Here is a 12413-nt window from a genome sequence, read left to right as displayed (position 1 = left end):
AAGATACTACTCATGATTATTATAATCATGAGTAGTATCTTTTCCAGAACAACCTTTAGCTCATAGTAAAGACGAAACAGTTGGCAACATAGATTCCCTTTATTAAAAAACATCTGTGCTTTCACTCCTGAATCAATTCCTAAAAAAGCATCAGACAATACAAAGCTTCTTCATCATTTTTCACTAAAGATATCTCCACACGCTACTTCAATCACAACCGACACCTGAATATAGTTTTCAACCCTCTTTTTCCTAAAACCCTTCTCATCCATATCGAATACCACATGCGGAGAAAAGTGCTTAAAATCAAGGATTTCTACCCATTCCGTCGTTCGAGCTTCACTACACACTCCACATGGCTCGATTGCTTCATCTTGATGTCAAGTATGTAGCCAAATTCGCGTTCGTTCGCGGGAATTTATCAAAGCGTGTTTTTGTCATAAAACACACCGATTTTTACCCTTGTACGTTCTCGGAAACAGGTCAAAGCCCTTGCTCCTACCTATAATATGCAAACGCACAAATTTGCCGACCGCTTCAAGACTTCGCTCTGAGGGAACAAGTCTGAAATCCCATCGCCTCAACTCTAATTCTTCCCATGACAGAATTTGTACTTTTTTCCGCTTCCGCATGGACATGGATCATTACGTCCTATCTTCTTCGGCCAGTTTGCTCTTTCCTGAACCATAAGTGGTATTTTGCCATCATATATAAGTGAAAGTTCTCTCAGGCGATACAGGTATTCTGAAACACCCAATAACGCCTGAAACATGTGCATCGCTTCATTTTCAAATTCGAGAAGGTATTCCGTTTTCTTTATGGTTCTGTCTTTCGGATTCGGAATGTAAGTAATGACCTGACTCACTGCGTCATATTCAACATCATTATGTCCGATCGCATTTCTTAGTTTTGCATTTACCACAACATCCAAGAACTCGGTGTAGACTTCTGTGTTTAAGCAGAAATGATACCTTGACGCCTTTGTGAGCTTTATGAAATCCTCCAACGAAGATACATTCTTTTCCAAAGGATTCATCGAATTCAAGTCAGCCCTGTATTTTATGTTATTGAGAGCGACCGGGATAACGAGCAGATTCCCAAGGGCTTCATAAACATTCAAATAAAACTGCTTTACACTATCGAAGCTACTCGTTGTCGAACCTTCAACTTCAAGATCAAACGCATCCTCTTTGCAATACTGTATTGCAAGAGCCGGAATAAGGCGCTGGTATATTTTTACAAAATCATCGTAAGCCTTATAAATTAAATCCTGAAGCTCATCAAGGTGGTAGCCATCATGTGAATTCAAGAAGGCCACTAAACTCTTAAGCTGAGCGAAGTCCAGTTTCATAATTCCTGAGCTAAAAGAAAGATCGTCTAAAATATCTTTTTTAAGCGCAGAATAAAAACCATGGACCTCAATCATATGAACAGCTCTTAATACTTCAGACTCATCTCTGCACTGAAAGTATTGTCCGGAGAATTCCTTTTGAATCTCCTGAACAAGGTATTCACTGTTGCTTTTAAACAGGTCAATGATTCTCTTGTAGTTCTTCCATTTCTTTTCTGTTGCATTAAGCTGCGATACCGCTTTCCCAAACTGCTCATATGAATCATCCGTCTTCATACGATTCATATAGCGGATGAACGGAGTAATTACAACTTCTTCCATCTCTGCTACTTTGCCTTGTTTCGCAGTCGGAAATTCACCAGAGCATTCAACCATGTAATCAGCTTCGGTATCCGAGATTTCATCTGCATTGTCAAAAGAAAACTTCAACCCCGGACGGTCCTGTCCTATCTTAACGCTGCCAGATAAGGAAGTACCACATTTACCGCAAGCCACAACAATAGGATGTTCTTCTTGCCATCCAACCTGAAGCCGGACTCTGGTAATGCTACCGCAAACCTGACATTTTATAAAAGTGTTATAAACCATGTATTTTCCTCATTATCTCAATCGATCCGAATCGTTTCAACACTCCATCATTCATCAGCCTGAAGACGGAAGGATTGCTCCACGATCTCCATGATCTGATCGACGTCTGATGTATGCTCCATATACAATTCAACATCGCCGTTACCCCATCTTCCGAGACCGGTTATGTCACGGCATATACCATTCGGATCGATCACCTCTGAGAACTTCATATTCACAGAAATACGGAGTCTCTGTTTCTGGAAAACAATATCCACGAAATTGGTATCCAGCTTATAGGCAACATACAGCTTTTTGAACTCGCGCTTCACATCTGGAGAGAGATTCTGGATTCGGCGATCAAGAACTTCAAACAGCGTTTTCGTAAAAACGTTTGTATCATAAGTTTCGAGACTATAGCGCTCTGCCGGTTTCTCCACCGTCTGATAAGGAGCCAGCTCCGCAGCGGTCATATCCGGGAAAGCCCAGATCTGTTTAGCCTTATCCGCCAGCATCGAAGCGCGTTCTTTTATCCTTTGTTCATTCCATTCCGTAAGTTTAACAACATAAGCATTCAAGCGGAGTGCGCTTTCCTTAAAGCCGCCCTCCATATCCATCTTGACCATAAACGGATGATCGCTCATTTCTGAATTGTACGCTGTGAGCGTCAGATTGCCGATGGTGTGCAGGTAGGTCTTTTGTACCTCGCGCCAATTCGCTCCAAGCATCTGCTGCCATTCTGGACTCAAACTGCTGTTCTGAGGCATGATATGCTCAATTGTATAATTCTCAATAATGATCGGAGCCTTGTTTCCATAGTTCTCCAGATGACTGAGGATAAAGTTGCGGGAGCGCATGGTATAAATATCTCTCGAAACAAAGGCAGCGATGAACTTATCATCGTTTGGGAACTCTTTATAATCATCTCGCAGTACAAAGAATGCCTTAATAGAATTGACGTAGTCATCCGGTCTGATTTCGTTCCTCAGCGTAGCAAAAGTCTTGTTTAGAGAATTTGTCGGTATATCACAGATACTTCGCCGGAAGACATAGCTGATGCAAAGACGGATAATCAGCTTTAGATCATCCTCTGAAATGATACCCTCGGCATAATCATTATGCACTTTAAGCAGGAAGGGATAAGAAACCTCCATACGAAGATCGTTGATGTCTTCATACAAGGATTTAAGCGAGGGATTACTGCTCCTCTTAAATACCATATCAGTATAATATTTGGCGTAGGTCAGCAGATCTTGACACAGCTCACGGATAGTGCCGAACTCGCAATTCAGATGATAGAGCTTGAACTCTTCATACACGCGGTCCTGCTTAGGAATGCGTGTAATCTTCATTGTCAGGTAATCGCGGAAAAATCTATCCATGACGGAATCCTGCGTCTCATAAACGAACAGCAATTCCATAGGCCGCCATAGATGTTCGTAGACATAGGTCTGTTCCGTAGGCTCCAGACCCATAAGAACATAGTTCCGGATCAGGTCAGATTCAGACAACTCTTTACCAGTAGAATTTAAGCTCTCAAATATAGCCTGTGCATCATCAACTGAACGGTCCAGTGTTATATTAACGATCTGCAGCTTTCCAATCGACTCGTACACCTCGGCAGGCTGTAATTCTTTATCTGCAATCTTTCCCACAAAGAATTTATAGTTGTCGAGAAGCCTTGATCGCGTATCTTCTGGAATAGGCTTTTCTTCTACAAGCCGCATCAAGATATCCCGATCAGTTTCTGTTAAGAGCAACTTGTAGCGTTCATCGCCGCTTTCGTACTCGTTTTTCAGAAGCATATTATCAATGCGACGGGCATTGATGGTGGTATCGTCCGGATTCTTTATAGCATAATCACGAAGGGCAAGCAGGAGCAAAGACAGCGTAGTCATTCGCTGCTGGCCGTCTATAATCATATATTTCTGGACTCCGGTCGGCATTGCCTGCTCCGCAATGTTTACGATGGAACCGACAAAGTGGCCCACTTTTCCTTTCTTCTGCATCTCGACGATGTCATTCCAGAGGCGAGTGCATTGTTCGATGTCCCAGCTGTAATACCGCTGATAAACCGGAATCAGGAACTGCTTGTTTCCATTTAAAATCTCGTAGATGTTACCTTTACGTGCGTCCATATTCTACCTCCAAGAGTTATTCTTTCTTTCCATATGGCGCAGGTTCTTCAGCAACCATACTCAAATTCTGCTCTGAACGAAAGGAATAATTAACAACCTTGTGTTCGCGCTGTTCCATGTCTGCATTGTCCGTCCACAATTCACACTGCGTCATTACGGTCTGAACAGCATCGTCCATACCTTCCGGTGGATAGCGATGTTTCTTAAGGAGCTTTTTGATCATCATCCGCATTTTTGCTCTGGCCGAGTCACGTTTTTGCCAATCAATCGTGCGGTTCTTACGGAGGGTATCTGCCAGCTCTTTTGTGATGGCTATCAGCTCCTCGTTTTCATAGAAATCCTTAATTGCCTGCGGTTTTGTCAAGGCGTCATAGAATGCCAGCTCATCAGCTGTTAAACCAAGCTGGTCGCCTTCCTTCTGAGCTGCAGCAATCTGCTTTGCCAGATTAAGGAGCTCTTGAATGACTTCCTCATTTGTAAGCATACCGTTCAGATAACGGTTCATGGCGCTTTGGATGATCTCGCTGAATTTCTCAGACTTGACTACATTGGTACGACGGTAAATCTGCACCTGCTCGGCTATCAACTTCTTCAGCAATTCAACCGCGAGGTTTTTCTCCTTCATCTTGGAGATTTCCTCAAGGAACTTCGGATCAAACAGAGAGAACTCCTCCGACACGTCCGAAAAGAGATTGATGACGCCTTCGCTCTTCACGCTCTGGCTGAGGAGCGCGTTTATTCTCGCATTCATTTCCGGCAGGGAGATTTTCTTTCCCTCGCCCTGATTCATAAGGCGCATAACAAGCACACGGACCGATTCAAAGAATGCGGCTTCAATTCGGAGACTTTCCTCTACTAACGATGAGCAAAGCGACAGCGCCTGACGGAGCATAAGGGCTTCCTTCAGGAAATCTTCACGCTCACGTTCTTTATCAACGGCAACAATAAAGTTAACTGCGCCACTGATAGCCCTTGATCGCTCAAGGTCAGTTCCGGTAGTAAATTTAGAATAATCGTACCCGTGGAAAATATCGCGGCAGATGGAGAGCTTCTCCAAGAACTTCGGATAGGCCACCTTTGCAACATCGGTATCACCGTAGTTCTTCTTATCACGGGAGGTATAATCGTTCATCGCTTCCTTAAGCGCAGCTGCGATGCCGACATAATCTACAACCAGTCCGCCTTCTTTATCTCCAAATACACGGTTTACACGTGCAATCGCCTGCATAAGGTTGTACCCCTGCATTGGCTTATAAACATACATCGTGGCCAGTGAAGGTACATCAAAGCCCGTCAGCCACATGTCTACTACAATCGCAATCTTAAGAGGGCTATCGTTGTCTTTAAACTTTTTCGCCAGCTCATCCTTGTGACGCTTGTTTCCGATAACGGCACGCCACTCCTCCGGGTCCTTATTGCTTTCTGTCATAACAACAGCGACCTTCTCCGTCCATGAAGGTCTGAGCTGCATGATACGGTCATAGATCTTCATAGCAATGGCGCGGGAATAAGCAACGATCATCGCCTTGCCGGTGAGCAGGTTTGCACGATAGTTCTCATAGTGATCGAGAATATCATCTACCAGTGAAGCGATTGTCTGATCGTTGCCGAGGATGGCATCCATCTGGCCAAGCTCACGTTTGCTCTTGGCTATTACATCTGGATCGGCGTTATTTGCCATAATATCGTACTCGGTATCAATCAGGCGAAGCGTCGCTTCATCCAGCTTTAGTTTAATAACGCGGCTCTCATAATAAACCGGACGGGTAGCGCCGTCCTCGACAGCCTGAGTCATATCGTAAACGTCAATGTAATCTCCGAAGACTTCACGGGTGCTTCTATCTTTCATGGAAATAGGTGTACCGGTGAAGCCTATGTATGTAGCATTCGGTAAGCTGTTACGGATGATTCGCGCGGTGCCGATCTTAATTTTACCGGTCTCCGCATCGACCTTTTCTTTCAGACCATACTGCCCACGATGCGCTTCGTCTGCCATGACAACAATGTTCCTACGCTCGGATAAAGGCTCGTGGGATTCCTCAAATTTCTGCATTGTGGTGAAGATGATCCCGTTTGCCTGTCTGCCATCAAGCAAGGACTTCAAATGTTCCCGGCTCTCAGCATGCAACGGCTCCTGACGCAGAAAATCTTTACACTTTGCGAACTGGCCAAACAACTGATCGTCCAGATCGTTTCGGTCTGTAAGTACCACGATTGTCGGGCTATCAAGCGCTTCCTGCAGCAGATGAGCATAAAAAACCATTGACAGAGATTTTCCGCTACCTTGTGTGTGCCAGAATACACCACCTTTTCCGTCGGTCTCTGTGGCGCGTCTCGTAGACTCTACTGCTTTATTGACCGCGAAATACTGATGGTATCCGGCCAGTATTTTAAACTGCTTTAATCCTTCGTTGGAGAAGCAGATAAAGTTCTTTATAATGTCCAGCAAGCGTTCACGGGCAAAGATACCCTCAAAGAAAGTATCAAACTGTGCGTACTGAGTATTTTCATAACTTCCGTCTTTGGTTTTCCACTCCATGAAGCGGTCCTCGCCGGAAGTAATCGTTCCTGCCTTTGAGGTTAGATGGTCACTCATAACGCAAATGCAGTTATAAATGAACATCGACGGAATCTCCTGCATATAGTTTCTGATCTGTAGGTATGCTTCGGAAGCATCTGTCTCTTCCCGCGATGGAGACTTTAGCTCTACAAGAACAACTGGAAGTCCATTCAAGAAGAGAAGGACATCCGGACGTTTATTGCTGTTTTCAATAAAGGTCCACTGGTTTGCAACGATAAAAGAGTTATTGTCAGGATTCTTATAGTCAACAAGGTATACGAGGCCGGAGCGCTCCTCGCCCTTAACAAAATAGCGCACTTCAACGCCATGCTGAATATAATCCATGAAGACAGCATTCTTCTGGACCAGTTCAGCATTCTCAAAATTTTTCAATTTGAACAGGGCATCACTGATCGCATCCTCTGGCATAGAGGGATTCAGGCGATGCAACGCAGCCGTCAGTTCATCTTCATATAGAGGGCTGTTAAAATCCCTCTCAATATCAGGGCCGTAAACGTGACGGTATCCCATTCCTTGGAATAGCTCTATGATGGAATTCTCATAGTCAGCTTCCGTATAAAATCCTGACATATCAATCGCTCCTTTGTATGTACTATCTATCATGATACCCTTTTCCGGGTAATTCGCTCATTACGTTTGTGTTGCTCCGGTTCAAACGAGAATTTAGCGGCTTAGAGGTCAAGGTCGGAAACGTCAAGTTGACCAGACATCAGCTGTGGTAGCAGGGCATCTCGCATTGTTCGGAGTCTTGTTATTTCAAGCTCATTGGCCTTAGTCATTGTGATAATAGGGCTTATAATCCCAAGATACTCTGGCATTGCTTTATCCGAGAGAATTGGAATAGGTAATGACTTTATGGTTCCAAGGCTTAAATTTGCTTGAACGGCTTGCTGAATACGCTTTGTATAGTAGTCGTTATGCCAGTTTCCCAAGAAGAAACTGTATAGGTATTCAGGCGTTACTTTGCTCTTATTTGCACGGATGATTGCGACAGCCTGATTTGTGTTGGCAGGCAATACACTATCATCTATTAAAGCAAAACGTCCAAGAGTACCAGCAATAGTGAATACTATGTCTCCTGAACTGATTATTGAGCGCCTCAACAAATCGTTCGTTTCACTGTCAATGAACGCAAACTTGTTCTTATCGATAGCGTGATTGTCCAATATAGACTCGGCCTTTATGAAGTTAATGCCTTCAGAGACGAACGGTTTTCCAAGAGTAGTAGGTGTTGTCCCTTTGGTAACAACCAAACACAAATCTGCAAGGGGAACCTGCTCCAAAGTGTCAAGACTTGGATTATCGGTAAACCAATGCTTGAAAATAGTGCTTGCCTGCTGAAGTAAATTCTCGTTTACCTCCGTATTCTTTTCAATCTTGTCGTCCAGTGCAGATAGCACGGATGCAATCTGGCGCTGTTCTTCTATGGTTTCGGGAACAGATACTTCAATACCGCGCATCGTACTCCCGGATACCTCCTTGAAAGTTGTGCCGCTGCCGAGATTTTCGATTTTATCCTTGTTGTACTTCAACAAGTAATACAGAAACATATAATCTGTATCCTCATTTGGAACGACACTCTTAAAGCCCTGATTCGTACAAACTTCTTGCTCTGCAATAGCTATATAGCCGATGGGCGCTCTTGACGAAAACAGCACTGTATGAGCGGGCATAAGTTGTGTTGAACAACTTTTCAATCCCTGCTCCGTGATATTTCTCTCTCCGTGAGAGATAAAGCGACCTGAAAAGCCCGCTAAATCCTTTGGAGTAATCCATGAAATGGTACCGCCATCATAGTTCTCCGCTTTCTTTGTTGAAGGTGTTGCGCCACCTACAACCGCTCCCAAATCGCCTATGGTACAAGTTTTCCAATTGCCCATCATGTCACCGTCCTAACCTATATATTTCCTATGAGCCGTTTTCACGTTACTCTGCTTGACCATAGCATACTGCAAGGTCGTATCTATTCTCTGATGCCCAAGGAGTCGCTGAAGCTGCTCGATTGGCATTCCTTTATCAATAGCCATTGTCGCCAGCGTCCGCCGGAACTTATGCGGATGCACTTTTGGAATGTTCAGCCGCCTGCCCATCTCGCGGAGCCGATGCTCGATGCCGCCAATCTGTATCCGCTCATGCGGAGCCCGAAGTGTTACGAACAGCGCGGGATTCTCATCCGTCCGGCTGTCGAGATACTCCTGCAGATGCAGCTTGGCTCTGGCATCAAAGTACACGATCCGCTCCTTATCACCTTTACCGAATACCACGCATTCCCGTTCCGCAAAGTTGATATCATCGCGGTTCAGAAGAACCATCTCGCCGACACGCATTCCCGTTGAAGCCAGCATATCTATCATCGCCAAGTCTCGCAGTTCTTCGCAGTTATCACGCATCTTCTCCAAGTCCTCATCTGAGTAGGTTTCTTTGATGCTGCTTGCCGTTTTCACCTTATGAATACGACGGACGGGGCTTTTTATGATGTAATCCTCATCCTCCAGCCACGAAAAGAAGCTGGACAGGATACGGCGGATGTTGTCAATCGTTACCCGGCTCGACTGATTCCTGCTCTGGTACTCGGTAAGGTAATTCCTCAAGTCCTCCGTGAGAATATGTCGGACATTTTTGCCGAGAGATGAAACCATCGCATCAATCGTGGTCTGGTAATACTTCAGCGTCTTTTCCGAACATCCCTCGATCCGTTTTGCGGCTATGAACATTGCTATGAGGTCATTGCTATCGCCCTCCTCCGGCTTAACTTCTGTGCCGGTCACTTCGTAGTGAAAGAGTGTCTGCTCCATCACCTGTCTCAGCTGTTTCAACTGGGCGTTGTCGAGGTAGGACAGCATCTGCTGCATTACCTCTGTCATCAGTTCTTGTTTCATGTCGTTTCTCCTTCTATTTGATATTTCCAGAGAACGACATCAACGGCAGTTCCGTTGGTTTATCACTCTCGCCGTTGGTGAGAGTTAATCGCACTTAAACGAGAATTTAGAGGAACAAGCGTTAGCCCTTTTCCGTCAGTTCTTCATGGATTTTGCACCATATGGAGGTATTGCTCCTTCTGACTGGACAGAAGTATCGCTGGATGATGTATGTACCCGAATAACTGATGGATCACACTATAGCCCCGCAGATGCTCCTGATTCTCCGTACCCTATGTATTCCGTCAAGGATATGGAAACCTACGGTTTTAATCCCTCGTCCTGTAAGCATATTTCGGAGGAAGATTTTCGCAAAATGCAGAAGGGCGATTGTGTTCCGCTGCTTAACGACATCTTAGTTGCCAAAGATGGCAGTTATCTGAAGGAGATATTCATCTGCTCCGAAGCGAAAGATGAAGCTGTACTTTCGTCCATCGCTATTTTTAGACCAGATACAAATATCATAATGCCGGAGATTCTCCTGTATCTCCTTAAGCAGCCTTCCGTCCGCAAAGACGTAGGCGATAACTATGTTTCTGGCTCAGCATTGCCAAGAATAGTGCTTAAGGACTTCAAGAAATACCGTTTTATGCTTCCTCCGATGGACGAACAACTGAAAATCGGTTCTGTACTTCATGCAATCAGGATGCAAACCAAGACAAATATTGACGAAATACAGTGCTTGTCATCCACGAGAGATGCATTACTCCCCAAGCTGATGTCCGGCGAACTGGATGTCTCCAGCCTTGACCGTTAAGCCGCTAAATTCTCGTTTATGTTCGTATTTACTTCGATTTTGTCGTCAATCGCCTTCAAAATTGAAACAATCTGATTCTGCACCTCCTTTGAAGGGACCACTAAGCTCATGCGCTTCAAGTCTGCAATTGTCACATGGCCCAATCCTGTCGTCTGTTTATTCGTTGCTATCTGCGTGAAGTAAGGCTTTAAAAATTTCAAAACATAATATAGGAAGTCCTTCGTTACAAGTTCCTCATTAGCGGTCACTTTAAAGATGTGCTGATTTAGCCATCCGTCCTGCAGACGATAGCGAAATACGTCTATTGATGTTTGTGGATTTCCAGACCAAGAAAACAGCAGGTCATCCCACCGGATATAGACATCTTCACCATAGTTGCCCTGAGTAAATGATGTATTGGAGTTGATTCCATTATTCAATTCTGCAATCTTGATCACCGGGCGTCCGGTCTCTGAAAAGTCAATTTTCTTAAAGGCAAGGCCGTTCTTCCAAGTAGCAAGATCAAACAAGGAACATCTGGTGCCGTCAAGATCTGATTTTATGTTGTAAAGTGAGCTTTCATCAAATTTCATACCCAATCGCTCCTAACTTCCTCCTGATCTCGTCTTCCAATTCATGGGACTTAGCAAACATATCTGACAGCTCTGATGTCAATCTGGCCATTTTATCCTCGAAAGGCTCGCCGTCATCTTCCTGCTCCTCGATCCCAACATAGCGCCCCGGCGTCAGAATATAATCCTGCTTCGCAATTTCCTGCAAGGTAGCAACAGAGCAGAAACCTTTCACATCCTCAAGTGTTCCGTTCTGGAATGCCTCGAAAGTATCTGCCAGTTTTTGAATATCTTCTTCGGTAAAGTCTCTATGCTTACGGTCTACCATGTGTCCCATTTTGCGGGCATCAATAAAGAGCGTCTTGCCTTTCTGCTTCTTGCCCTTCGTGATGAACCACAGGGTAACCGGAATGGTCACGCTATAAAAGAGCTGTGTTGGCATTGCGATGATACCTTCGATCAGATCGTCTTCTATAATTCTTTTTCGAATTTCGCCTTCGCCGCTGGACTGTGTGGAAAGTGCTCCATTTGCCAGAACAAGACCGATCTTCCCGGTCGGTGCGAGATGATGGATCATATGCTGAATCCATGCATAGTTCGCGTTACCCGCAGGAGGTGTACCGTACTTCCAGCGGACATCTTCCAGCAGTTTTTCTTGGTTCCAAGGGTGATAGTTAAACGGCGGATTCGCCAGAATGAAGTCAGCCTTCAATGTCGGATGCAGGTCATTCGTAAAGGTATCTGCCTGATAAGGACCAAAGTCGGCGTCAATGCCACGGATCGCCATGTTCATCTTGGCCATCTTCCATGTGTCCGCGTTCGCTTCCTGCCCGTAAACGGAAATAGCTCCACGTTTACCGGAATGGGCCTGAATGAACTTTGCGCTTTGAACAAACATACCGCCCGAACCGCAGCAGCAATCATACACACGGCAGTTATCAAACGGACGCAGAATAGAAACGAGCGTCTTAACCACGCTGGATGGTGTATAGAATTCACCGCCGCCTACGCCTTCCTTCTCTGCGAACTGCGCGATGCAGTATTCATAAGTACGGCCCAGCAGATCTTCGCTCTCTTCCGTGTCGCTCATGTCGATATTGTTCGTGAAGATGTCAACCACATCACCGAGCACTCGCTTATCGAGGTCCGGGCTGGCATAGTTCTTTGGAAGAACATTCTTCAGTGTTTTATTTTCGGCTTCGATGGCTCTCATTGCCGTATCAATAACCGTTCCGATTTCCGGAGTATGAGCAGCGGAAGCAATCGTACTCCATCTTGCTTCTTCCGGTACGAAGAATACATTCTCCATCGTATAAGCGTCGCGGTCGTCTTCGAAACCGTCACCTTCAGCAACGAGTTCTTGATACCTCTTATCAAATGCAGCGGAAATGTAGCGCAGGAAAATGAGTCCGATGATTACCTTCCTGTACTCTGCTGCGGGAATATGTCCCCACAGGACGCAAGCCGCATCCCACAGTTGTTTTTCAAAGCCAATGTTGGCATTGGTTTTATCAGCCATCTGAATCTACCTCCAAGTAAACGCATGTATC

General features: G+C 45.0%; 7 protein-coding genes and 1 pseudogene. 1 reads left to right on the top strand and 7 read right to left on the bottom strand.

Annotated features, from left to right (window positions below; genetic code table 11):
• Positions 1-586 precede the first annotated feature (586 nt).
• From CS921_RS15890 to xerA, 5 genes and pseudogenes are all read right to left on the bottom strand, one after another.
• Positions 587-658 (bottom strand): annotated as a pseudogene (locus tag CS921_RS15890) (SEC-C metal-binding domain-containing protein); the annotation flags it as partial.
• Positions 659-1986: 1328 nt separating this feature from the next.
• Positions 1987-4056 carry a DUF262 and DUF1524 domain-containing protein gene (locus CS921_RS14330; protein WP_099225050.1) on the bottom strand — a complete coding sequence of 690 codons (2070 nt, stop codon included), beginning with the start codon at positions 4054-4056 and terminating at the stop codon, positions 1987-1989.
• A 16-nt stretch (positions 4057-4072) separates the two neighbouring features.
• Positions 4073-7207 (bottom strand): type I restriction endonuclease subunit R, encoded by a 3135-nt coding sequence (locus CS921_RS14325; RefSeq protein WP_099225048.1) that lies wholly within the window; start codon positions 7205-7207, stop codon positions 4073-4075.
• Positions 7208-7308: 101 nt separating this feature from the next.
• Entirely contained in the window at positions 7309-8517 is a 1209-nt protein-coding gene (locus tag CS921_RS14320; RefSeq protein ID WP_099225046.1) for a restriction endonuclease subunit S, read from the bottom strand.
• Positions 8518-8529: 12 nt separating this feature from the next.
• Complete coding sequence (xerA, locus tag CS921_RS14315) at positions 8530-9516, bottom strand: site-specific tyrosine recombinase/integron integrase (protein WP_099225044.1); 987 nt, start codon at positions 9514-9516, stop codon at positions 8530-8532.
• Positions 9517-9661: 145 nt separating this feature from the next.
• Between xerA and CS921_RS14310 the strand changes: the two genes are divergently transcribed.
• Positions 9662-10312: a restriction endonuclease subunit S gene (locus CS921_RS14310; protein ID WP_099225042.1), complete on the top strand. Its 651-nt coding sequence runs from the start codon at positions 9662-9664 to the stop codon at positions 10310-10312.
• Here the strand turns inward: CS921_RS14310 and CS921_RS14305 are convergent.
• Together CS921_RS14305 and CS921_RS14300 are read right to left on the bottom strand one after the other, a co-directional pair.
• A complete protein-coding gene (locus CS921_RS14305; protein WP_099225040.1) occupies positions 10309-10884 on the bottom strand; it encodes a restriction endonuclease subunit S in 576 nt (191 codons plus the stop codon). The two genes, CS921_RS14310 and CS921_RS14305, sit on opposite strands and share 4 nt — an antisense overlap.
• Positions 10874-12382 (bottom strand): type I restriction-modification system subunit M, encoded by a 1509-nt coding sequence (locus tag CS921_RS14300; RefSeq protein WP_099225038.1) that lies wholly within the window; start codon positions 12380-12382, stop codon positions 10874-10876. Before CS921_RS14300 ends, CS921_RS14305 begins: the two co-directional genes overlap by 11 nt.
• Between the last annotated feature and the right edge of the window lie 31 nt (positions 12383-12413).

Origin of the sequence: Listeria costaricensis (assembly GCF_900183385.1) — a bacterium.
Classification (GTDB): domain Bacteria; phylum Bacillota; class Bacilli; order Lactobacillales; family Listeriaceae; genus Listeria; species Listeria costaricensis.
This window is presented reverse-complemented; position numbering and strand designations above follow the sequence as displayed.

Excerpts from the sequence above, each read along its gene's own strand:
- CS921_RS14330 (WP_099225050.1), bottom strand. The coding sequence starts at position 4,056 with ATGGACGCACGTAAAGGTAACATCTACGAGATTTTAAATGGAAACAAG.
- CS921_RS14325 (WP_099225048.1), bottom strand. The coding sequence starts at position 7,207 with ATGTCAGGATTTTATACGGAAGCTGACTATGAGAATTCCATCATAGAG.
- CS921_RS14320 (WP_099225046.1), bottom strand. The coding sequence starts at position 8,517 with ATGGGCAATTGGAAAACTTGTACCATAGGCGATTTGGGAGCGGTTGTA.
- xerA (WP_099225044.1), bottom strand. The coding sequence starts at position 9,516 with ATGAAACAAGAACTGATGACAGAGGTAATGCAGCAGATGCTGTCCTAC.
- CS921_RS14310 (WP_099225042.1), top strand. The coding sequence starts at position 9,662 with ATGGATTTTGCACCATATGGAGGTATTGCTCCTTCTGACTGGACAGAA.
- CS921_RS14305 (WP_099225040.1), bottom strand. The coding sequence starts at position 10,884 with ATGAAATTTGATGAAAGCTCACTTTACAACATAAAATCAGATCTTGAC.
- CS921_RS14300 (WP_099225038.1), bottom strand. The coding sequence starts at position 12,382 with ATGGCTGATAAAACCAATGCCAACATTGGCTTTGAAAAACAACTGTGG.